The organism is Limnohabitans radicicola, from assembly GCF_014837235.1.
GTDB lineage: Bacteria > Pseudomonadota > Gammaproteobacteria > Burkholderiales > Burkholderiaceae_C > Limnohabitans_A > Limnohabitans_A radicicola.
In genome coordinates this window covers 1,207,752-1,229,141 of record NZ_JACYFT010000001.1, presented here as the reverse complement: position 1 = coordinate 1,229,141, position 21,390 = coordinate 1,207,752, and the positions used below count along the sequence as shown (strand labels likewise).

24 protein-coding genes and 1 pseudogene are annotated in these 21,390 nt (G+C 62.4%); 14 read left to right on the top strand and 11 right to left on the bottom strand.

All coding sequences use genetic code 11. The features are described 5' to 3' along the window. Nucleotides 1-10 precede the first annotated feature (10 nt). Entirely contained in the window at nucleotides 11-556 is a 546-nt protein-coding gene (locus IC609_RS06115) for a CPBP family intramembrane glutamic endopeptidase (protein WP_191818527.1), read from the top strand. Between the two features lie 306 nt (nucleotides 557-862). Here the strand turns inward: IC609_RS06115 and IC609_RS06110 are convergent. Continuing rightward, a pseudogene (locus IC609_RS06110) lies at nucleotides 863-1,042 on the bottom strand (IS3 family transposase); the annotation flags it as partial. 93 nt (nucleotides 1,043-1,135) lie between these two features. Between IC609_RS06110 and IC609_RS06105 the strand changes: the two are divergent. Beyond that, nucleotides 1,136-1,522, top strand: coding sequence for a VOC family protein (locus IC609_RS06105; protein WP_191818526.1), 387 nt, complete (start codon nucleotides 1,136-1,138; stop codon nucleotides 1,520-1,522). Nucleotides 1,523-1,683: 161 nt separating this feature from the next. On the opposite strand, the gene IC609_RS06100 is transcribed toward IC609_RS06105, so the two are convergent. Next, nucleotides 1,684-2,595 carry a LysR family transcriptional regulator gene (locus IC609_RS06100; RefSeq protein WP_191818525.1) on the bottom strand — a complete coding sequence of 304 codons (912 nt, stop codon included), beginning with the start codon at nucleotides 2,593-2,595 and terminating at the stop codon, nucleotides 1,684-1,686. Between the two features lie 115 nt (nucleotides 2,596-2,710). Here IC609_RS06100 and IC609_RS06095 point away from each other — a divergent pair, with 115 nt between their 5' ends. Together IC609_RS06095 and IC609_RS06090 are read left to right on the top strand one after the other, a co-directional pair. After that, a complete protein-coding gene (locus tag IC609_RS06095; RefSeq protein WP_191818524.1) occupies nucleotides 2,711-3,250 on the top strand; it encodes a carboxymuconolactone decarboxylase family protein in 540 nt (179 codons plus the stop codon). 34 nt (nucleotides 3,251-3,284) lie between these two features. Beyond that, entirely contained in the window at nucleotides 3,285-4,232 is a 948-nt protein-coding gene (locus IC609_RS06090; RefSeq protein ID WP_191818523.1) for a DMT family transporter, read from the top strand. A gap of 65 nt (nucleotides 4,233-4,297) precedes the next feature. On the opposite strand, the gene IC609_RS06085 is transcribed toward IC609_RS06090, so the two are convergent. From IC609_RS06085 to IC609_RS06075, 3 genes are all read right to left on the bottom strand, one after another. After that, entirely contained in the window at nucleotides 4,298-4,966 is a 669-nt protein-coding gene (locus IC609_RS06085; RefSeq protein WP_191818522.1) for an NAD-dependent epimerase/dehydratase family protein, read from the bottom strand. A gap of 77 nt (nucleotides 4,967-5,043) precedes the next feature. Further along, nucleotides 5,044-5,547: an SRPBCC family protein gene (locus IC609_RS06080; protein ID WP_191818521.1), complete on the bottom strand. Its 504-nt coding sequence runs from the start codon at nucleotides 5,545-5,547 to the stop codon at nucleotides 5,044-5,046. Nucleotides 5,548-5,674: 127 nt separating this feature from the next. Then, a complete protein-coding gene (locus IC609_RS06075; RefSeq protein WP_191818520.1) occupies nucleotides 5,675-5,917 on the bottom strand; it encodes a VF530 family protein in 243 nt (80 codons plus the stop codon). Between the two features lie 119 nt (nucleotides 5,918-6,036). Here IC609_RS06075 and IC609_RS06070 point away from each other — a divergent pair, with 119 nt between their 5' ends. Genes IC609_RS06070 through IC609_RS06055 form a run of 4 tightly spaced genes read left to right on the top strand, consistent with a single transcriptional unit; the run spans nucleotide 6,037 to nucleotide 9,055 of the window. Then, on the top strand, nucleotides 6,037-7,020 hold the full coding sequence (locus IC609_RS06070) for a Bug family tripartite tricarboxylate transporter substrate binding protein (protein ID WP_191818519.1): 984 nt from the start codon (nucleotides 6,037-6,039) through the stop codon (nucleotides 7,018-7,020). Nucleotides 7,021-7,030: 10 nt separating this feature from the next. Beyond that, nucleotides 7,031-7,444: a PaaI family thioesterase gene (locus tag IC609_RS06065; RefSeq protein WP_191818518.1), complete on the top strand. Its 414-nt coding sequence runs from the start codon at nucleotides 7,031-7,033 to the stop codon at nucleotides 7,442-7,444. A 19-nt stretch (nucleotides 7,445-7,463) separates the two neighbouring features. Further along, nucleotides 7,464-7,754, top strand: coding sequence for a PaaI family thioesterase (locus IC609_RS06060; RefSeq protein ID WP_191818517.1), 291 nt, complete (start codon nucleotides 7,464-7,466; stop codon nucleotides 7,752-7,754). A 41-nt stretch (nucleotides 7,755-7,795) separates the two neighbouring features. Continuing rightward, a complete protein-coding gene (locus IC609_RS06055) occupies nucleotides 7,796-9,055 on the top strand; it encodes a serine hydrolase domain-containing protein (protein ID WP_191818516.1) in 1,260 nt (419 codons plus the stop codon). Nucleotides 9,056-9,061: 6 nt separating this feature from the next. Here IC609_RS06055 and IC609_RS06050 read toward each other — a convergent pair whose 3' ends face one another. Then, on the bottom strand, nucleotides 9,062-9,958 hold the full coding sequence (locus IC609_RS06050) for a DMT family transporter (protein ID WP_191818515.1): 897 nt from the start codon (nucleotides 9,956-9,958) through the stop codon (nucleotides 9,062-9,064). A 110-nt stretch (nucleotides 9,959-10,068) separates the two neighbouring features. On the opposite strand from IC609_RS06050, the gene IC609_RS06045 reads away from it, so the two are divergent. From IC609_RS06045 to IC609_RS06035, 3 genes are all read left to right on the top strand, one after another. After that, complete coding sequence (locus IC609_RS06045) at nucleotides 10,069-10,872, top strand: alpha/beta fold hydrolase (RefSeq protein ID WP_191818514.1); 804 nt, start codon at nucleotides 10,069-10,071, stop codon at nucleotides 10,870-10,872. A 29-nt stretch (nucleotides 10,873-10,901) separates the two neighbouring features. Continuing rightward, a complete protein-coding gene (locus IC609_RS06040; RefSeq protein WP_191818513.1) occupies nucleotides 10,902-12,497 on the top strand; it encodes an alkaline phosphatase D family protein in 1,596 nt (531 codons plus the stop codon). Nucleotides 12,498-12,563: 66 nt separating this feature from the next. Next, the gene (locus IC609_RS06035; protein ID WP_191818512.1) at nucleotides 12,564-13,187 is read left to right on the top strand and encodes a TetR/AcrR family transcriptional regulator; all 624 of its coding nucleotides are present in this window, start codon (nucleotides 12,564-12,566) and stop codon (nucleotides 13,185-13,187) included. A gap of 7 nt (nucleotides 13,188-13,194) precedes the next feature. Here the strand turns inward: IC609_RS06035 and IC609_RS06030 are convergent, their stop codons facing one another. The 3 genes from IC609_RS06030 to IC609_RS06020 form a co-directional block, all read right to left on the bottom strand. After that, entirely contained in the window at nucleotides 13,195-13,617 is a 423-nt protein-coding gene (locus tag IC609_RS06030; RefSeq protein WP_191818511.1) for a universal stress protein, read from the bottom strand. Nucleotides 13,618-13,717: 100 nt separating this feature from the next. Continuing rightward, nucleotides 13,718-14,590 carry a metallophosphoesterase gene (locus IC609_RS06025; RefSeq protein WP_191818510.1) on the bottom strand — a complete coding sequence of 291 codons (873 nt, stop codon included), beginning with the start codon at nucleotides 14,588-14,590 and terminating at the stop codon, nucleotides 13,718-13,720. Next, nucleotides 14,587-15,564: a LysR family transcriptional regulator gene (locus IC609_RS06020; RefSeq protein ID WP_191818509.1), complete on the bottom strand. Its 978-nt coding sequence runs from the start codon at nucleotides 15,562-15,564 to the stop codon at nucleotides 14,587-14,589. The genes IC609_RS06025 and IC609_RS06020 overlap by 4 nt, the downstream gene beginning before the upstream one ends. A gap of 138 nt (nucleotides 15,565-15,702) precedes the next feature. On the opposite strand from IC609_RS06020, the gene IC609_RS06015 reads away from it, so the two are divergent. Further along, a complete protein-coding gene (locus IC609_RS06015; RefSeq protein ID WP_191818508.1) occupies nucleotides 15,703-16,161 on the top strand; it encodes a hypothetical protein in 459 nt (152 codons plus the stop codon). A gap of 58 nt (nucleotides 16,162-16,219) precedes the next feature. Here the strand turns inward: IC609_RS06015 and IC609_RS06010 are convergent, their stop codons facing one another. Continuing rightward, nucleotides 16,220-17,143 (bottom strand): DMT family transporter, encoded by a 924-nt coding sequence (locus IC609_RS06010; RefSeq protein WP_191818507.1) that lies wholly within the window; start codon nucleotides 17,141-17,143, stop codon nucleotides 16,220-16,222. 207 nt (nucleotides 17,144-17,350) lie between these two features. On the opposite strand from IC609_RS06010, the gene IC609_RS06005 reads away from it, so the two are divergent. Then, a complete protein-coding gene (locus IC609_RS06005) occupies nucleotides 17,351-18,409 on the top strand; it encodes an STAS-like domain-containing protein (protein WP_191818506.1) in 1,059 nt (352 codons plus the stop codon). Between the two features lie 80 nt (nucleotides 18,410-18,489). Here IC609_RS06005 and IC609_RS06000 read toward each other — a convergent pair whose 3' ends face one another. Beyond that, nucleotides 18,490-20,358, bottom strand: a complete 1,869-nt coding sequence (locus IC609_RS06000; protein ID WP_191818505.1) for a phosphoenolpyruvate carboxykinase (GTP) — start codon at nucleotides 20,356-20,358, stop codon at nucleotides 18,490-18,492. A gap of 247 nt (nucleotides 20,359-20,605) precedes the next feature. On the opposite strand from IC609_RS06000, the gene modA reads away from it, so the two are divergent. Further along, nucleotides 20,606-21,370, top strand: coding sequence for a molybdate ABC transporter substrate-binding protein (modA, locus tag IC609_RS05995; RefSeq protein WP_333473643.1), 765 nt, complete (start codon nucleotides 20,606-20,608; stop codon nucleotides 21,368-21,370). The last annotated feature ends 20 nt before the right edge of the window (nucleotides 21,371-21,390 follow it).

Below are 21,390 nucleotides of genomic sequence, written 5' to 3'. Positions count from 1 at the left end.
GAGAACTATTTTGAAAAACTATTTATTCTCAGAGTTGAAATCATTTTGGGTATTCCTCATTTCCCCAATTGAATTTAAGCAACAACTACAACAAAGCACGAAATCTCGCTTCAAGAGAAGTTTATTGATGGCCATGCTGGCATTACCTATGGGATGGGCTTTGTGGAAGTTTGTTACTTGGCTGCCAGAATTGGGTTTTTACTTACCACTTAAAGATAACGACCCTACTCTTCATCGAGGTGCGGCGGTCATATTGCTGAGTTCTTTGGTGGTGGCGCCCATTCTCGAAGAATGGGTCTTTCGATGGCCATTGTTACCTTTGGCTCGACTTCGGTACTTTCGAGCCATTTTTTATGTGATCGCTTTGATGTTTGGCATGATTCACATGGCTAATTACGAGGCCGATAGAGCACATTGGCTGTTCAGCTTACTGATTGTGTCGCCACAGCTTGTCGCTGGACTCTGCTTCGCCTATGTGCGGCTAACTTGTGGAATATGGTGGGCTGTCGGTTCGCATGCACTGTACAACGCAATAGGCTTAATGATTCAGGATTGAATTGCAGAAATTTCTGCAGCTGGACAGCTTACCGCCCTGTCGAAGCCGCTCGTAATTTATCTTGAGCCTTCGCCAGCAGACCGTATGCGTGACTTTGTCCTTCCAAAGGACATCCTCTCAATGGCGGTGCTGTCTCCGTGACGACTTATACACACCATGCTGACTTTGCCCAATAAACTATTGATCGTCCAGCAACGGAACGATTGGTTGGCGGGTTCAGCGGCAATGATTGAGCGGCACTACAGCAAGTTGACAAAGACGATGGCTGCTGACAGGTTGGCTTGATCGTTTTGTTTCGGGACAGTTGCCTGCATACACTTCGTGCTGGCGAGCCCAGTCGTTTAGGGTTTGCGACACGCAGCCGATCTTTGGGGCAATGGACTCAATGGTGGCCCAAAGGGATGGGTACTCGCCTCGGTGTTCGAGCACCATGCGGACCGCGCGTTCGCTCACCTCGGGTGAAAAACGGTTTGATTTCTTGCTCATGGCTCCATCTTCTCAGAGTAAGGAGCCTCTTCGATTCCCGGGGCGATTCAGCATTTTGCTACGCGCGTCGCTGAAGGGCCGATAATACTCAGCATGAAAGTCGAGTCTCTAGACCATGTAGTCCTGACCGTAGCGAGCATCGGAAGAGCGATCGCGTTCTACGAACGAGTGTTGGGTTTTGAGGCAAGAGAGTTCAAGCCAGGCCGCTTCTCTTTGCACTTTGGCCGGCAGAAGATCAACCTCCATGAAGTTGGCACAGTCGTAGATCCCAATGTACGACATGCCACGCCAGGGTCAGCTGACCTTTGCTTCCTGACACGAACCCCGATCGAAGAGGTCATGCAGCATCTCCGGACGCACGGGGTTCAAGTCATTCAGGGTCCAGTCACGGCGACAGGCGCGCGCATGAAGTTGCTCTCGGTTTACTTCTATGACCCGGACGAAAACCTTGTCGAGGTAAGCAATGAGGTTGACCATTAGCAACCAACGATTGCGCCTAGCCTGCCCCGCACTTGCCAAGTAAATCTTCAATCTTTCAACCGCGGCCGACAAGCTGGTGGTCAGATTGACTTTTATCGGTCAATCCCAGATGCGACTTAGAGGTCTAAGCGCCGCAGTAAACTGAAACGTTGAAGACGCTTTCACAAGCCACTGGACACATGCAGCGCAAAAGCCTGCACTTTCACTGAGCTGCGCCGTTGAGGCGGGCAGACCAGTTGAATAGGCAAAGGGGGCGCAGGCCAGTCGGGCAGCAGCACTTGCAATTCTCCGCTGGCGATTTCTTCTTCGAACAGCCAGGTGGGTGAATAGCCTATGCCCATACCCGAGAGCACTGATGTGCGAATGACCTCGCTACTGTTGGTCTGCAGATTGCCTTGTGCACGAATGGTCACTTGAGTGCCTTCGGGCTCGTTTGCTCCGGGGCCTGCAGTGAATGTCCAGGCGTTTTGTGTGGTGAGTTCCGAGTAGACGATGCAGTTATGGGCCAGCAGGTCCTGAGGAACCCGCGGTAGTTCCAAACCCTGAGGCAGCGTGTTCAGGTATTGGCGGCTGGCCAGCAGCACACGCTGAGTCGTGCCAATGCGCCTGGCCACCAGTGAACTGTCGGCCAGTTCGCCAATCCGTACGGCCACATCAATGCCCGCTTCCACCAGGTCGATGAAGCCATCGTTGAGCCGTAAATCGATCTTCACCTGCGGGTGTGCAGCCAGGAAGCTTTTGATCAGCGGCATCAGCTTGAGTCTGCCGTACCCCACCGATGCGGCGACGCGTAGCCAACCGCTCAGTTGCTGCTCGCCCTGCAACAGTGTGGCCTCTGCCTCGGCGATTTCTGCCACAAGCCGCCTGGCCTGAGCGAAGTAGCGTTCACCCGCCTCGGTCAATGCCAATGACCGGGTGGTGCGGCTGAGCAGCTGGGCACCCAGCTCACGTTCAAGCGCTGCGACTTGTTTACTTACGCCGCTTTGAGTGCTGCGTGTCTCGCGGGCCACGGCCGAAAAACTGCCGCTTTCCACTACCCGCACAAAGGTCTGCATGGCTGTCAATCTGTCCATGGTTCTTCTTGATTAATTCTAATTTGGAATAAATCATAGTCTCTTGACATACCTAGTGCAATTTTTTGGATCGAATCACACTCCATGACATCGATTCACATCCTAGGAGGACTTCATGAGCACTTTCAACATTCCGACCCACGCCACCGTGACCCCTGCCAACCAGGCGCTGTTCGACAACCTGAAGAACAGTCTGGGCATGGTGCCCAACCTGTACGCGACGCTGGCCCATTCCGAAACGGCCCTGGGCAGCTACCTCACTTTGCAGAACGCCAAGAGCAGCATCACCGGCAAGGCCCGGGAGGTTGTCAACCTGGTGGTCAGTCAGGTCAACCGTTGCGAATACTGCTTGGCCGCCCACACAGTCATTGGCGGCATGGTGGGCTTCACGCCTGAGCAGATCATCGAAATCCGCCAGGGTCGCGCTTCTTTCGATGCCAAGCTCCATGCCTTGGCCCGCTTGGTGCGCAGCATCGCCATGGAGCGCGGCCATGCCGATCCCGCGCTGGTCGATGCCTTCCTCGCTGCAGGCTGGACGCCTGGCCATCTGGTCGACGCGATCGTTGTTATTGGTGACAAGACGGTCACCAACTACCTGCATGGCACGACCAAGGTGCCAGTGGATTTTCCGCCTGCACCTGCGCTTCAGGCCTGAGCGTTCCATCATTCACACGAAGGAGTCTTGCCCTATGAATGCCGTCACCGCGCCTGTCATACAAACGGCTCCAACCGATCGGGCCCAATTTTTCAAAGGCATCGCCGTTGGCCTGGTTGCCGCCAGCATTGGTGCCCTCTACACCGTGTATGCCCGCTGGGGAATCGCCCGCGGCTTGTCTTCTCCAGACCTCACGGTACTTCGCTTTGGAGTCGCGGGAATATTGATGCTGCCGGTGTTCGTCCTTGCCTGTCGGCGCGACCTCGATCAGTTCACCACCCGCTGGCGGACCTGGCTACTGGTGGCATTACTTGCTGGAACGCCTTTTGGCCTTTTGATGTTCGGCGCCCTCCAGTTTGCGCCACCCAGTCACGCAGCCATCTTTCCATTCACGGCCATGAGCGTGATGGGCATGGTGCTCGGTGCTGTGGTTCTGGGCGACCGCATGACGATGCGCCGGGTGTTGGGTATTGCCGTGGTTTTGAGCGGACTGGTTCTGGTCTCAGGGGTGGAGGCTTCCAGCTTGACCCTGCGAGCTTCGTTGGGGGATGTCATGTTTCTTGCGGCAGGAACACTGTGGGCGGGTTTCGGCATCGTGCTTCGCAAGCATCGGCTAGATCCGCTTCTGGCGACTGCCGTGATCTCCATCAGCGCTTTGCTCACCTACGTGCCAGCCTATGCATGGTTCACCGGGGGTGAAGGTCTGACTGCGGCCGCCGCACAAGTCTTCTGGGTCGAGGTGTTGGTACAAGGGGTGATTGCTGGCGCTGGAACGCTCTACACCTATTCCAAGATGGTGTCGCTTCTCGGGCCGTCGCGTGCGGCGGTTTTTCCGGCACTGGCGCCTGGCTTGGCCGCGCTGATGGCTTGGCCAGTCTTGGGCCACGTGCCAGCGGTTTTGGAGACCATTGGATTGCTTTTGGTCATGACGGGCCTGATCATTGCCGTCACAACTTCAACCAGTTCAGCTCAAAAAGCTTGAGTGTTTGGGCACTCTCGCAAGCGGCAGGCAGAACGTGGCCCTGGCTTAAAGTCAGAGGCCAGTTTTCAGCCCCGCGCAAGTCGTCCGATGTCTTTGGCTTCAACGGTCACACGCCCACCACGCTGTCGCGCAGCATTGAGCATCGCGTTGCCAATGTCGTCTGTGGTCACGATGGCGCTGGGCATCCAACGGCGGATCAGCGAGAGCACGGGGCCAGCCCAGGTATAGAAGTGTCTGTAAAGAGGCGTTTTGGACTGAATGCCATGCAGAGGCGCAATGATGCCGGGCCGAAACAGATAGACACTGTGCAGGGGCAGTTTCTTCAAATCGTTTTCGGTCTTGCCTTTGACCCGCGCCCACATGCTGCGCCCTTGTTCGCTGCTGTCGGTGCCCGCACCCGAGACGTAGACAAAGGTCATGTCAGGGTTCAAGCGGCACAAAGTGTTGGCGACTTTCAGCGTCACATCGCAGGTCAGTTCCCGATAGGCTTCTTCACTCATGCCTGAGGATGAAACGCCCATGCAATAGAAGCAGGCGTCCAAGCCCTGCAATGCGCTTTCGTGCACGTCCAACGCCATGAGATTTGCAACGGTCAGTTGCTGGAGCTTGGCATGCACTTGGTCGACTGGGGTACGCCCCAGGGTCAAAACCTGCGTGACATCGGGTGCAGTCAAGCATTGATGCAAAACGCCCTGGCCCACCATGCCTGTGGCACCCGTGATCAGAATTTTCATGGGCTTTCTTTCTTTGGCCTGAAGATCAGCAGAAATGAACAGGGGTAGACATTCATTGCGGATCGCGTGTTCACAATTCAGCCTTGGAGCTTCTGCAAATAAGCATCCAGCTTCACAAACGTCCCCCCAAAGCCCACTTCCATCCCCGGCCGTGCCATGTCAAAGGTTTGGCGGCCAACGTCGTCACTCTCATGCGGTAACCAGGTGATCGTCACACGGGTGTTGTTGCCATCGACAACTTCAAACATGGTGGTGACATGCATGTACTTGGGCCAGGTCGGTGCCATGGGGTGTGTGCCCAGGCCGCCCTCGCGGGTTGAGAAGCTTTGCAGGTGCACCAAGCGCTCCGGTGCAGCGATGTCCAGGAACTCTTGCTTGCCCCACATCTCCATGCCTGCTGGTCCCTGGATGCCGTAGTGGTAACGCCCGCCGACGCGAAAGTCCATGTCGGTGTGGATGTTGTGAAAGCCCTCGGGGCTCAACCATTGCGCCAGGTGATGTGGCTGTGTGTAGACCTCGAACACCAGCGGGCGAGGTGCATGAAAAACGCGGGAGATGATGAAGGGGGTAACAGTGTTCATGGGGTATCCGTTGGGTGTTTGGTGAGATTTGACCAGCCGATGGCTGACGTATTCTGGTATTGGCTTGTCGCACGAAAGTGCGAGCCTGAGATCAAGAAGGCATTGCGCGATGCCTGCAATTTTTTCCTTACCGCCCCTTTCGCAGCATATAAAGATAAAGGCTCTCCACTTTTTCGCGTGCCCAAGGCGTTTTGCGAAGAAATTTCAGACTGGAGCTGACGCTCGGGTCGTGCGTGAAACAGCGGATGGGGATTCGGCTGGCCAGTTCACGCCAGCCGTAATGCGCTTCAAGAGCGCAAACAATGGCTTCCAGTGTCAAACCATGCAGAGGATTGCGCGGTTGTGCCGGTCGTGGTGGAGCGTCGTTCATATGGAGAATTTTGCCTGTGACGCATTGCCTTGGCATCTTTTGCCAGCGGTTTTGTGCTTTTCAGCCATTTGAGCGTTGGCCTGCCGCCCTTAATCTGAGGCCATCGAAGGAGACGCACCATGAACGAATTCCCGGTTGACCGCAGGCAAGCATTGGTTACTTTGTCGGCCATGGCGATGGGGGGCTCGGCGCTAGCCCAAAGTCGGCCCGCAGACGCTTTCCCGTCCAAGCCGATCCAGCTGGTGCTGCCCTTTCCGCCCGGTGGTTCGATGGACCCGATCTTTCGCACACTGGCCGAAGCCGCTTCCAAGGATTTGGGCCAGCCCGTGGTGCTGATGCACAAGCCGGGCGCGGGCGGTGTGATGGGCACGGCCGCGCTGGCCTCCATGCCCGAGTCCGACGGCTACACCATCGCCGTGATGCACAACTCGGTGATCCGCGCACCGCTGGTGCAAAAGGTCAACTTCGATCCGCTCAAGGACTTCACGTATTTGATCGGCCTGTTCAACCTGACAACCGGCATTTGCGTGGCCGCCGACGCGCCCTGGCAGACGCTGGGCGACTTGCTGGCCGACGCCAAAAAGCGCCCTGGCGCCATCAGCTGGGGCACGGTGGGGGCCATCAGCATCAACCGCATCGTGGCCGAGCGGCTGGCCAAAATGGCGGGCACCTCTTTCAACATGGTGCCCTTCAAGGGTGGCAGCGAAGCCTTCACCGCGCTGATCGGGCGGCACCTGGACGTGTACGGCGACCCCGGCTTTGGCGCGCAGGTGCGCGGCGGGAAGGCCCGGCTCTTGGCCACCTTCACCCAGGAACCGCTTAAAGGCTATCCGGGCGTGCCCACCGTCAAGGCGTCGGGCTTTGACATCACCATCGACTCGCCCATGGGTCTGGTGGCCCCCAAAAACCTGCCGCCCGCCATGGCGGCCAAGCTGGCGGCGGCCTTCCGCAAAGCATCGGCTGATGCAGCACACCAGGCCCAGCTCGAGAGCTTTGACATGCAGCCCAACCTGATGACGGGCGAGGCCTATGCCGCCTATGCCCGCACGGCCTACGAGCGCGACGCCAAGATGCTCAAGGACATCGGCTTCAAGCCCGACTGAAAGCGCGTCCATGAAGCCCGTCACCTCCGACGACCCGCTGGCAATTTTTGCGAAGACGCCGTTCACGCGCCTGCTCGGCATGCGGCGTGACCACTCCGAAGGCGGCCGGGCGCAAATTTCGCTCGACCCGCATGCCGACCTGGGCAATGTGATCGGTGCCGTGCACGGTGGCGTGGTGGTGACCTTGCTCGATGTGGTGATGGCCAGCGCAGCGGTCTCGCGCGTGAACTTTCAGAAAACCGTGGTCACGCTGAACCTGGACACCAGTTTTCTGGAGCCAGGCCGAGGCCCGCTGACCGCGCAAGGCGAAGTGGTGCGCTGCGACGACGATGTGGCCTGGTGCCAGGCCAAGGTCTGCGACGCACAAGGCCGTGTGGTGGCCAAAGCACACGGCAGCTTCCGCTATTTGCCCCGTCCGCAGTGACGACACGACAAGGGCCAGCATGAGCGACAACGTTTCACAAGCCGCACGCATCGCCGCCATGGCCCAGCTTGACGAGGCCATGGTGCAGGTGGCGCTGGGCCGCGTCAACGCAGGGGGGCAGGCTCCGCGCGAGGTGGTTGCGGTCGACATGCACCTGTCTTTCATGCAACCCGCTGCCGCGCCGCTGGTGGCCACGGCCCAAGTGGTGGGCGGCGGCAAGACCATGGTGTTTTGCGAGGCACAGCTGCGCAGCGCCGAAGGCCGTGTGGTCGCGCAGGCGATGGGCACTTACCGCGCCCAAGCGCGCTAGCTTGGCCGTGCGCTAGCATGGCGGCGTCTGAAAGGTTCGCCATGCGTGTTGTTCACTCTTCGCTTGTTGTCCTGCTGATCGGGTGCCTGGGTCTGGCGTCGGCCGTGGCCGCGCCCGACGAAGCGGCCCTGTGCAAAGACCAGGGCTACCCGGTGGGCACGCCGCGCAACTGGTTTTTTGACGAATGCGTGCGGGTGGGCTCGTTCACCCACCACGCCGAAATCCCAGGCCTGATGGGCGGGCGCGCCAACGCCATGGCGCCTGCCGCGCAGCCGCTCGCATTGCCCCAAGCCGCGCAAGAGCCCGCCTACCGCTGGGGCATCAGCCATGAGAGTGGCTTGACCATCGATGACTACATGAACCGGCAGCGCGTCATGGCCTTGCTGGTGATCAAGGATGGTGTCATCCAGGTCGAGCGTTACCAGTACGGGCGCAACGCGGGCCACCGCTTTTTGTCGAACTCGATGGCCAAGACCATCACCGCGATGGCCGTGGGCCTGGCCTTGCGCGAGGGGCGCATCCAGTCGCTCGACGACCGGGCCGACCGCTATGCCCCGACGCTCGCGGGCACGCTTTACGGCGAGACCACGGTGCGCCACTTGCTGCGCATGTCTTCTGGTGCCAAGTTTGAAGAGCGCTACGACGGCAAAGACGATCTGGCCCGCTACGGCATGGCCGCCTACCGGGGCGGGGCGGCCGAAGGTGCGCGGGTCATCACCGAGCGCCTGCACGCGCAAGGCGAACGCTTCAACTACGCCAGCGCCGAGACCGACATGCTGGCGCTGGTGCTGCAAGGCGCCACGGGCGAGACGCTGAGCAGCTACCTGCAAACGCGCCTGTGGCAACCCATGGGAGCCGAGACCTCGGGCCTGTGGCGGGCCGGTGCCAATGGGCTGGAGCGCGCCAGCGGCAACTTCAACGCCACCGCCCGCGATTACGCCCGCCTGGGGGTTCTGCTGGCCAACGATGGCACACGGCCAGACCGCCCGGATTTGGGCGAGATCTTGCCGCGCGAGTACGTGCTCGAAGCCACCGATTGGAAACGCCACCCGTCGGCCTTTGCGCCGCTTCGGGCCACGCCGTATTACGGTTACGGCTACCAGGTCTGGACCTTCCCCGGTCAGCAGCGCCGCTTTGCACTGCTTGGCGTGTACGGCCAGGCCATTTTTGTCGACCCGGCGCAAAAGCTGGTGATGGTGCATCTGGCCGCCAACGCCACCGCCAAGGCCGGGCAGACCAGCATGGGGCGCGAGATGGGGGCGCTCTGGTACGGCCTGGTCACGCACCAGGGCCGTTGGTGAACACTTTCAGCGTTTGTTGACCAGCACGATCCCAGTCGCCACCAAGGCCAGTGCCGCCAGCAGCGTGGGGGTGGCCGCTTCGCCCAGGCCCAGCGTGCCAAACAGCAGCGCAAACAAGGGCGTGAGGAAGACGAACACCGAAATCTTGGTGGCCGGGTAGCGGCCGAGCATCCACATCCAGACCAGGTAGCTGGCAAACGCGCCGATGACGGTCTGCGCCAGCATCGAGCCCCAGGCCATGGGGCTCCAGTCGAACGACCAGGTCTCGCCCAGCGCGAACGAGATCCAGGGCACGGCCACGGCGGTGGTGGCGATTTGGTAGAACAGCAGCTTCTCGGGCGAGATGCGGGTGAGGTTGGTGGCGCGGATCGACACCGTGGTCAGCCCCCACAAAGCCCCTGCCGCCAGGCCCAGCAGGTCACCCGTGGCACTGGTGCCGGTGGCTTGGCCCAGGCCTTCGCGCATGGCAAACACCACGGCCACAAACGCGCAGGCCAGCCCCACCCACTGCAGCGGGCGCAGGCGCTCGGACTTGACGAACAGTGGCACCAGCGCCGCCACCCAAAACGGCGAGGTGTACAAAAACACCGTCAGACGGGAAGCAGCGGTGTGCCGCAACCCCAGGTAAATGCAGGCGAACTCGGCGGCAAACAGGCCGCCTGCCAGCAGTCCGGCCCAGAGGCTGCCGTCGCGCTCGAACAGGCGCACCCCGCGCACGCGGCACCACACCATGAGCAGCACGCAGGCGCCGATGCAGCGTAAACTGGCCTGAAACAGTGGTGCCACCTCGTTCATGATGGCTTTGACCAGCACCTGCTGCAGGCCCCAGAACATGCAGCACGCCACCAAGAGGCCGATGGCCAGGGTGTCGAGGTGGTCTTTGCGTCGGACGGAAGAAGTCATCGCCGCATTGTGCCGCCTCGGGGTCCCGGTGCGCTGTCACCCCCAAGGCAGGCTGGGGCGCAAAGTTGGCGCGGGTAACATGCAGGCTGGATTTTTGTGGATGGCCACGCATGTTTTTGCCCCATTTCACCGCGCTGGGCGCGGGCCCGCTTGTGTTGTTTCTGCATGGTGCCGGGGGCGGCTACCGCAGCTTTGCGCCGCAGGTCGAGCACTTTGCCCATGCGGGTTTTCGGGCGGTGGCCTGGGACATGCCCGGTTATGGCCACAGCACCCCTGTGGAGCCCTATGGCGTGCGCGGCCTGGCGCAAAGCTGCGTGGCCCTGATTGAAGCCTTGCTGCCCGACGAAGCCACAGGTGTGGCGCGCAGTGTGGCGCTGGTGGGCCACGGCCTGGGCGGCATGGTGGCGCAAGAGGTCGTGATGCGCAGGCCCGAGCTGGTCAACCGGCTGGTGCTCTGCGGCACCACCAGCCAGGCCGATGTGGCCTGGCGCGAAGACGCCCAAGCCCAGCTGCAGCACCTCGATACCACCGCGCAGGGCGACATGGCCCGCTTGAGCGAGGCCGTGATGGCCACACAGATCGGCCCACTGGCGCTGCCCGAAGGTGTGCAATTGGCGCGCCACTGCATGGCGCAGCTATCCCCCATCACCTACCGTTTGGCTTTGCAGGCGCAGGCCAGCTTTGACCGTGAAGCGGTGCTGTCGCACATCCATGTACCCACGCTGCTGCTCACGGGCGAGCACGACCGCAAGTCGCCCGCCAGCACACTGGAGCGCATGGCCGCGCAGATCGAGGGCAGCCGTTGGGTGCAGCTGCCCGGCATTGGCCACCTGCAAAACCTGGAAGCCCCCGACGCCTTTGATGCGCTGGTGCTCGACTTCTTGCGCGAACCGCTCACCTCGCGGCTGCATTGACGCCGCCGCACCGATGGAACACCCCCCACATGTCTGATCAGGATTTTTTCAAGGCTTCGCTCACCCGCCGCGACTGGAGCCGCCAAGCGCTGGCCCTGGCGCTGGCGCCCTGGAGCTTGCCCACCGCACAGGCTCAGCCTACGGGCAGCGGCGATGCGGCCAAAGGCCCGCGCTGGCAGGTCGACCCGTTTGCACTCGGCGTGGCCAGCGGCCAGCCCCGACCCGACAGCGTTGTGCTCTGGACCCGTTTGCTGATCGCCGAAGCCGATGCCGCCCACAAGGCCCAGCCGCAGGCGGTGTTGTGCGAAGTGTTTGCCGACGAAGCCTTGCGCCAGCCCGTGCGCCAGTGGCGGGTGCAGACCGACGCCAGCCGCGCCCACAGCGTGCATGTGATCGCGACCGGCCTGCAGCCGGGGCGCAGCTATTGGTACCGCTTTGCCTCGGGCAGCGCCAGCAGCCCGGTGGGCCGCACCCGCACCAGCCCGGGCGACCACGACAAGGTGGCGCAGCTGCGCATCGCGCAGACCTCGTGCCAACACTTCGAGCAGGGCTACTACGTGGCCCACCGCGAGATCGCCAAACGCGATGTGGACTTTGTGCTGTTCTTGGGCGACTACATCTACGAGAGCAGCAACCCGCGCTACCTGGTGCGAAAGCATGTGGGCGGTGTGCCGCAGACGCTCGACGAATACCGCCAGCGCCACGCGCAGTACAAAGGCGACGCCGACCTGCAGGCGTGTCACGCCGCGCACCCCTGGGTCATGACCTGGGACGACCACGAGGTGGTCAACGACTACGCCAACGACCGCGACATGAAGTTCACCGACCCGCAGGTGTTCTTGCGTCGGCGTGCGGCGGCGTACCAGGCGTACTTTGAGCACATGCCCGTGCGCCTGGGGCCGGACCCAGCGCAACCGCACCAGATGCGCATCCACGACCAGATGCGTTGGGGGCAGCTCGCCGACATCTGGACGCTGGACTGCCGCCAGTACCGCAGCCACCATGCCTGCCCCGATCCGAACCGGGGCGGCGGCCGGGTGGTGGTGGGCTGCACCGAGCTGCAAGACGCCGAGCGCAGCATGCTGGGGGCAGCGCAAGAGCAATGGCTCTACCCGAGCCTTGCCCAAAGCACCCGGCGCTGGAAGCTGCTCGCGCAGTCCACGCAGATGAGCTCCTCGGGCATCGCCACGCCGCTGGGACGCAGCAGCTTCACCGACGGCTGGGACGGTTACCCGCTGGCGCGTGAGCGCCTTTTGAACACCATCGCGCAGGCGCGGCTGCAGGACGTGCTGGTGCTGGGCGGTGACGTGCACATGAACGTGGCGGCCAACTTGCGCGTGCGCCCGAATGACGAGAAGTCGCCCATCGTGGCCAGCGAAGTCGTCACCACCTCGATCAGCTCGCGCGGCATGTCCGAGACGCTGCTGGCGCAGATCCGCGACAACAACCCGGACATCGTGCACGCCCGCGCCGACGAGCGCGGCTACACCTATGTGGAAGTGCAGCCCTCGGGTGTGCTGGCGCAGATGCGCACCACGCCCCACCCGGCCATGCCTGACAGCCGTTTGCAGACCCAGGCCCAATGGGCACTGGCCAGCGGCGTGCCGGGTTGGGTGAAGGCCTGATGCGAGGGAGGGGTGAAATGTGACGCGCCAGTCGTGGCTTGAACGGCGTGCATACAATGTGATCTCATGAGCGCAAACCCATCGGCCCCACCCAAAAAGTCTTTCAAGCAGCAGATGCTCGCGGCACGCGAGACGGCCATCATCCAGTCGGTCAATCGGCTGCTGGCCGAAAAAGGCTTTGAGGCCATGACGGTGGACGAAGTGGCAGCCGAAGTGGGCATTGCCAAGGCCAGCCTCTACAAACACTTTGCGAGCAAGGAAGACCTGGCCTGCGCGGCCATGGTCACCGCCATGCAGCGGGCGCAAGCCTTCATCCAGGAGTTGCCAGAAGACGCCTCGCCGCTGGACAAGCTCAAGCGCGTGACGCGCTGGACCATGGGCCTCAAGATCCAGGGCCTGATGCCTTCGCTGCCTTCCCAGAACTCCAGCTTGCGCGCCACGCTGATGGCCAGCAAGGACTACATGGACGGCCTGATGGAGGTCAGCGACGTGTTGGGCGGCTGGATCGAGCAGGCGCAGGCGCAAGGTCAGATCAACCCGGCGTTGCCCGCTGTGGCGGTGCTCTACACCTTGTTTGCGCGGGCCTGCGACCCGGTGATCGAATTCCTGCAAATGGGTGAGCAGCACACGGACGAGGAAATCCTGGATCTGGTGATGAGCACCTGCTTTGACGGCTTGCGCGCCCGCTGAGCGTTCTTCAACGCACCAGCAGCACGGGCACCTTGCAACGCGCCAGCACTTGCGTGGCCACCGAGCCCATCACCAGGTTGCCCAAAGCGCTGTGGCCGTGCGAGCCCAGCACCACCATGTCGAACTTTCCGCTTTCGGCCGTTTTGGCAATGATCTCGCCCGCATGCCCCACCTTGGACAGGCTCTTGGCGTCGATGCCGTGGCGCAGCAAAAACTTCACCACAGGGCCCAGGACTTTTTCGGATTCCTCGCGGTGGTAGGTGTCGACCGCTTCCTTGCCGACCACGCTGCGGGCATGCGCCGGCAATTGGGGTTGGACGGTCAACAAGGTGAAGCGGTGCGAGGTGCTGAACAGCTCTTCGTGTGTGGCCAGGTAAGCCAGCATTTTTTTGGTGTAGTCACTTCCGTCGACGGCCAGCAGGATTTTCATGAGGAGCTCCTTGTGAATGAGGGGGGATGCATTCACTGTAGAGCAGCTCGGGTGCGCCGGATTTGACGGCGGTCAAGGTTTGCTGCGCCGTCGCCGTCTTTCAGACCTGCACGGTGCGCTGGGCCACAAAACCCAGGTGTTCCTGTTTCTTGTCGTAGCCGCGGGGGTTGGCCACCACACGGCAGCCTGCGTGTTCGTAGTCGCTGGGGCAATGCAGGTGGCCGTGCAGCCACAGGTGAGCGTGTGCCAGCAGCGGGTCGAGTGCGTTGCAAAAACCCGCTGTGCCCGGCACCAGGCCGTAGCGCGGGTCGCTGCTGCGCAGGCTGGGCGCAAAGTGCGTGACGACCACGGTGCTGCCATCAAACGGCGTGTTCAGGGTGCGCTGCAGCCAGGCCTGGCACACCAGGGCCTGCTCGCGCACCTGCTCAGCCAGCCAGGGCTCGTCCGCGCGGGTGGTGCCGGTTTTGCGCAGGTAGTAGTTGGCGGCACGAAAAGCCTTGTCGCGCGCCTTGAGCTGGCGCGTGTACTGGCTGTTGGGGTGGTGGAAGTGCGCCGGGAACTTGTCCGAGCTGGGGTCGGGCAAGGGCTGCCCTGCCAGTGGCCCCAGCGCGTCAAAGTCGGTCCACAGCGTGGTGCCCACAAAGCGCACACCGCCAAGCTGTACCACTTCGCGCTCGAGCCAGGTGATGCCCAGCCGCTCACAGGTGTCGCGCAGCCGGGCGTGGGCTTGGTCAAAGTCCAGGCCGTCGTATTCGTGGTTGCCGGGCACAAACAGCACGGGCGTGGGCCAGCCGTGGTGTGGCGAAAAGCGCTGCAGCCCAAAGTTGGCGTCGCCTTGTGCCTGCAAGGCCGAGCCGGCCTGGTAGGAGCCGATGTCACCGGCCAGCACCAGCACGTCGGCCCCAGGCGCAGGCTCGGGCGCCAGGTGCGGGTGCGACTCCAGGTGCAGGTCCGACAGCAGTTGGATGTTCATGTGGCCTCATCTTGCCCGAAGGCTTCGCGGGCCACTTGCAGCAGCGCTTCGCGCAGCCACTGGTGGGCGCTGTCGTGCTGCACGCGGCGGTGCCACAGTGCCTGCACATGCACAGGCGGCACATCGAGCGGCAACTCGTGCAGCACCAGCTGGTCGGCCATGCCCGTGGTGGGCACAAAGTGGCGCGGCAGCACGGTGAACAGGTCCGAGTTCACCACCACGCGGCCCGCCGTGAAAAACTGGTTGACGGTGAGCACGATGCGCCGCTGTCGCCCGATCGATGCGAGCGCTTCATCGACAAAACCGTAGGGCCGCCCTGAAAAACTCACCAGCAGGTGGCGTGCGGCGCAATAGGCATCCAGCGTCAGTGGGCGATCGGCCAATGGGTGGCCACGCCGCATGACGCAGACGTATTCCCCGGCGTACAGGTGCTGGTGTCCGAAGGTGACCGCCTCGCCCGACTGGGCACGCGCCGTCAGGTCGGTCAGCACCGCCGGAAAGTAGCCCAGTGCCACATCGGCCACGCCGTCGGCCAGCAGCTGGCGCGGGTCACGCGTGGTCAGGGGCAGCACCCTCAGCGAGACGCCTGGCGCGTCCCGCTCCAGTCGGCTGGCCAAGCCGCCCATCAGCTCGGCTGCGGTGGCGTCGGCCATGCCCAGCACAAAGGTGTTGCTGGCCTGGGCAGGCACAAAGGCGCTGGGCACGATGACCGATTCGAGCTGGCGCAACGCCTCGCGCACGCTGGGCCACAGCGCCACGGCGCGCGGCGTGGGGGCCAGCCCCTGGCCTTGCCTGCGCACCAGCTCGTCGCCCAGGGTGTCCCGCAAACGGCGCAGCGCGTTGCTGACGGCTGGCTGTGTGAGTGACAGGTTGTGCGCCGCGCGGGTCAAGCTGCGCTCGGCCATGACTTCGTCAAAGACCCGAAGCAGGTTCAGGTCCAGAGAGCGAAAAGACAAGGCGGGTGTGGCGTTCATGGGGTATTCATCACTGTTGTGAATGATACACATCATGAATATAAAGTTGAACAACACAGGTATTAACCCTAATATTCGCCTCATGGTTTTGTTAACTTGAATTCACAAAACTGCAAATGAATCGAAAGGGAATAAAAAATGAACTCGCAAACACACACTTCCATGAACCCGCTGGCGCAGGCGCAAAAGCCCGCCACTTCTTCCAAAGCACTGGCCAGCCTGTTGCTGAGCGCAGGGGTGGCCACTTTGGTGGTCATGGCCGATCAGCTCATGGAGCCTTGGGCTGAAAGCCACGTCATTGCCGCCTGGATCGCCCTGTGGGTCGTGGCCGTGGTGGCGATTGCTGCACTGCGTGGTCTGTCGCGCCACTTGGCGCAAAACGTGATGCAAAGCCTGGACAGCTGGTCTGCGGGCGTGGCCCAGCGCCGCTCGGATCGCCGCCTGTGGGCCATGGCCCAGAGCGACAGCCGCATGATGGCCGATCTGCAAGCCGCCTTTGACCGCGAAGACAACGAAGACGCCCCTGCCCAGGATGTGGTGGCCCTGAGCCACCGCCGTGCCGCCCGCATCGTGCGCAACCGCCTGCATTACATCTGACCCGCCTGTCGGCGCTCAGCATCCAGGCCGCCTTCGGGCGGCTTTTTTTCGCGTGTGTTCAGGGTTCAGGGGTCTCGGGGGCTGTGCGCGAAGCCAGGTAGATGCCGGGCAGGATCAGCCCTGCGCCTATGATGTGGTGCCAGCCCATGGGTTCGCGCAGCACGGCCCAGGCGGCCAGGCCGCCATACAGCGGGCCGAGGTAGAGGCTGGCGGCCACGCGGCTGGCCCCCAGGACTTTTTGCGAAAAGCCGTAGGCCCAATAGGCGCCCATGCCCGGCAGCAAAGCGGCCGACAGCACCAGCAGCGTGGCCTGTGCCGACCAGGCCGGGCGGTCTGCCTGTGACCACTCCATCAGGGCAAAAGGCAGAAGTACCAACGAGCCGCCAAGCGCCGTGGCCGCCAGGCGTGCGGTGCTGCCCAAGGGGCTGGGCCATTTTTTGAGCAGCAAGGCATAGGCAGCCCAGGAGACCATGCACAGCACGATCCAGCCGTCGCCCGCGACCCATTGCACTGCACCCAAAGACAGCCATTGGCCTTTGACCACCACATGGAAGACCCCCGCCATGGCCACCAGCACCCCCAGCGCCTGCTGCCACGAAAACCGCTCTCCCAGCCAGAGCACTGCGCCCAGCGCAATCAGTACGGGCGAGGCGGCGTAAATCAGGGCGATGTTGATGGCCGAAGTGGTCTGCGCACCCTTGTACACCCAGGCTCCGCAAATGAGCATGCCCAGCGTGCCCAGCACCAGGTACTGCCAGGCATGGCGCAAGGTGTGTCGCCAATGGCGTGTCAGTTCGTGGCGCGCCAGCACGGCCAGCGCCGTGGCCGCCAGCCCCCAGCGCCCCAGGGCCAGCACATGCGGTTGCACCACACCCGGTGCTGCGCGGGCCACGATGTAATTGACCGACCACAGCGCAGGTGTGATCCACAGCAGCCACAGGGCCAGGCGCGCGCGTGATTCAGGGGTTTTCAAAAATGGCATAGGGCCTGGATTGTGCCGCCAGAAAACCAGGCCTTTCTGCTGGTAGACGCCCCGACTGCGCTGGTGGATTGGCATTCACCACGACTTTGAGCATTCTGGCCGTCTTGTTGCGCAAGCAGCTGGGGCATGGATTGGACAAGATGAATATACAAAAACATACTTTCTGAGATACAATCATCAACTTCAAAAGACAGTTTAAGTGTACAAATGCTGGACCCCAACGATGCAATCATCCTGGCCTGCGCCGCCCGGCAAGGGGCGTTGGCCAGCGAAGCCACTGCACAAACCGGCTTGTCGCGGGTGGCGGTGTCGCGCCGCATCCAGAAACTGGCCGACGCGGGCTACCTGCAGCGCCACGGCAGTGGCACACGGCAGACCTACAGTCTGGGCGCACGCCGTTTCTGGCTGGGCGTACAGACACGGCAAAGCCTGTTGCAAGGCGGCGGCGAAATGGCCGTTTGGGAAGTGCACCTCGCTCCCTTGCTGCTGGATTTGCCGCGCAACATCAAAAGCCTGGCCCAGACGGCGTTCACCGAAATGCTCAACAACGCGCTGGACCATTCAGGCGGAGAGCGCGTGCTGATGGGCTTGCACCTGGACGCCGGGCAACTGCAGATGCTGGTGGCCGACGACGGCGTGGGCATTTTTGGCAAGGTCGCGCAAGCGGCGCAGTTGTTCGATCCGCGTCTGGCGATTCTGGAGCTGTCCAAAGGCAAGTACACCACCGCTGCAGAAGGCCACTCGGGCATGGGCATCTTTGTGTCCTCGCGCATGATGGACGGCTTTGCAATTGAATCGCGTGGCCTGCGCTTTGACCCGCACGAGGCCACCCAACCCCTGCCCCGGTTCGACTGGATCGACTCGAACGCCCAGCTCAAACCCTTGGGCGCGCAGACCGTGGTGCGCATGGGCATTGCGGTGGACAGCACGCGCAGCCCCAATGACGTGTACCTCAAGTATTTCGACCCCGATGAAGTGGGCGGCCAGGCCTTTCACACCACCGAAATCCCGGTGCGCCTGGCCCAGCTCAGCAGTGAACTGGTCTCGCGCTCCCAAGCCAAATGGGTCATGGAGCGCGCGACCCAGTTCAAGACCGTCGTTCTCGACTTTGAAGGCGTGGTGTTTGTGGGGCAGGCCTTTGTGGACGAGGTGTTCCGCGTCTTCGCCACGGCCCACCCCGAATTGCGCATCAAGACCATGGGCTTGACGCCCGAGGTGGAGAAATTGGTGCGGATGTTTGGCGGCGCACAGGCTGTGCAGCCGTAAAAAAACCGCCCCGGTTTGTGGCCGGGGCGGTTTCAAGATCCGGCGCCGGGTGGGCGCTGAACCTGATCTGGTGTGGATGTTCAGGCGGCCAGGCGGGCTTCCAGAGCGGCCTTGGTGTCCAGCAGTGCTTGGGGCAGGTGGTAGCTCAGTTGGGCGAAGTGTTCGTCGTGCAGCTTGAACTCGGCTTGCCAGGCGGCTTTGTCGATGCTGGTGACGGCCTTAAACTGCTCGGCGCTGAACGCGATGCCGTTCCAGTTGATTTCGCCGTATGTGGGGGCCACGCCGAACATGGTCTGTTCGCCTTGGGCTTTGCCTTCGAGGCGATCGATCATCCACTTGAGCACGCGCATGTTGTCGCCGTAGCCAGGCCAGACAAACGAGCCGTCTTCGCCTTTGCGGAACCAGTTCACGCAGTACATGGCGGGCAGCTTGTGGCCAGCGGCCTCAGCCTTGGCGCCGGTGTCCAGCCAGTGCTGGAAGTAGTCGCTCATGTTGTAGCCGCAGAAGGGCAGCATCGCGAACGGGTCGCGGCGCACCACGCCTTGCGCGCCAAAGGCGGCAGCGGTGGTCTCTGAGCCCATGGTCGCGGCCATGTAAACACCTTCGGTCCAGCTGCGAGCCTCGGTGACCAGCGGCACGGTGGTCGAGCGGCGGCCACCGAACATGAAGGCGTCGATCGGCACGCCCGCGGCGTCGTCCCAGGCGGGGTCGAGTGCGGGGTTGTTGGTCGCGGCTACGGTGAAGCGGGCGTTGGGGTGGGCGGCTTTGGCACCGGTTTCCTTGGCGATCTGTGGGGTCCAGTCCTTGCCTTGCCAGTCGATCAGGTGATCGGGCAGCTTGCCGGTGTCCTTTTCCATGCCTTCCCACCACACGTCGCCATCGTCTGTGAGGGCCACGTTGGTGAAGATCACGTCCTTGTGCAGGCTCAGCATGCAGTTGGGGTTGGTCTTCATGTTGGTGCCGGGTGCGACACCGAAGTAACCCGCTTCCGGGTTGATGGCGTACATCTTGCCGTCGGCGTGGGGTTTGACCCAAGCGATGTCGTCACCGATGGTGGTGACCTTCCAGCCTTCAAAGGCCTTGGGCGGCACCAGCATCGAGAAGTTGGTCTTGCCGCAGGCGCTGGGGAAGGCGGCGGCGACGTGGTACTTCTTGCCCTCGGGGTTGGTCACGCCCAGGATCAGCATGTGCTCGGCCAGCCAGCCCTGGTCACGGCCCATGTTGGAGGCGATGCGCAGCGCAAAGCACTTCTTGCCCAGCAGCGCGTTGCCGCCGTAGCCCGAACCGTAGGACCAGATCTCGCGGGTCTCGGGGTAGTGCACGATGTACTTGGTGGTGGGGTTGCAGGGCCAGGAGGTGGTGTCCTTCTGACCGGCAGCCAAAGGCGCGCCCACGGTGTGCATGCAGGGCACGAATTCGCCGTTGGTGCCCAGCACGTCGAACACGGCTTTGCCCATGCGGGTCATGATTTTCTGGTTGACGGCCACGTAGGCGCTGTCGGTCAGTTCGATGCCGATGTGGCTGATGTGCGAGCCCAGCGGGCCCATCGAGAACGGCACCACATACATGGTGCGGCCAGCCATGCAGCCGTCAAACAGGGGCTGCAGCGTGGCGCGCATCTGCGCGGGTTCCATCCAGTTGTTGGTGGGGCCGGCGTCTTCCTTTTTGGCCGAGCAGATGTAGGTGCGGTCTTCCACGCGGGCCACATCCGACGGGTCTGAGCAGGCCAGGAAAGAGTTGGGGCGCTTGGCGGGGTTGAGCTTTTTGAAGGTGCCCGCAGTCACCAGTTCGGCGCACAGCCGGTCGTATTCTTCCTGGGAGCCGTCACACCAGTAGATGTTGGCGGGCTTGCACAGGGCGGCCATTTCGGCGACCCAGGCGATCAGTTTCGCGTTCTTGACGTACGCGGGTGTGTTGAGGTTCAGGCCCTGCATCACGGGTGAGTTCATGGGGAAAGCTCCAAGTTTGAAAATCGTTTTTTCAAAAGACCCGGGCAGACCCTTTGAGAAAACGACCGCGCTGCTGACATACTCCCGTCATCAGCCCCCTGTAACAGCGTGGTAACTGGCAGGGAACCCGATTTTAGGGAGGCCACCCCAACCGTGCCTGTCAAAAGCCTGAAAATCTATGCAAAAGATGCATGACTTTATGCGGAGCCTGTTTTGGCGGGCCGGAACACCTGCCAGGCGGCGGGTCGTGCTGCTGGCTTGGGGTCTGGTTTGGATGGGCGTTGGCCCCACTGCGCAGGCACAAACCGCCACGGCCGGGCCGCTCAAAGTGGCGGCGGCGGCCAATTTGAAGTTTGTACTGGCTGACATTGAAACCCAATACAGGCAACAAACCGGGCAGTCGGTGCAGTTCAATTTCGGGGCGTCGGTGCAATTGGCGCGGCAGATCCAGCAGGGCTTGCCGGTGCAACTGTTCATCTCGGCCGACGAAGAGCAGGTGGCCTGGCTTCAGCAAAATGGCCTGACCCAAGACAGCGGCCAGCGCTATGCCATCGGACGCTTGGCGCTGATCGGTTTGCAGGCCCACCCGTTGGCCAAATCGGCCAGCCCCGAAGCCGCCCTGCGCGCTTTGGCCCCCGCCGACAAGCTGGCGCTGGCCAACCCCCAGCTGGCACCTTATGGTCTGGCGGCGCAGCAGGTGCTGCACAAAACCGGTGTGTGGCCCCGTCTGCAAAAGCAGTTGGTGCTGGGCGAGAACATCGGCCAGGCCACCCAATACGTGCTCACGGGTGCGGCGCCCCTGGGCTTCACCGCCTACGCCCTGACGCTGGCGCCCGAGACCGCCGGGCAGTTCAAGGTCTGGCCCGTGCCGCCAGATTGGCACGCGCCCTTGAACCAGCGCATGGTGCTGCTCAAAGGCGCCAGCCCGCAGGCGCAGGCCTTTCGGGATTACCTGCTGGGCCCGCAGGCCAAGGCGCTGTTTGTGAAGCACGGCTACGCCCTGCCACAATGAGCTTCTTTTGACTGGACCCG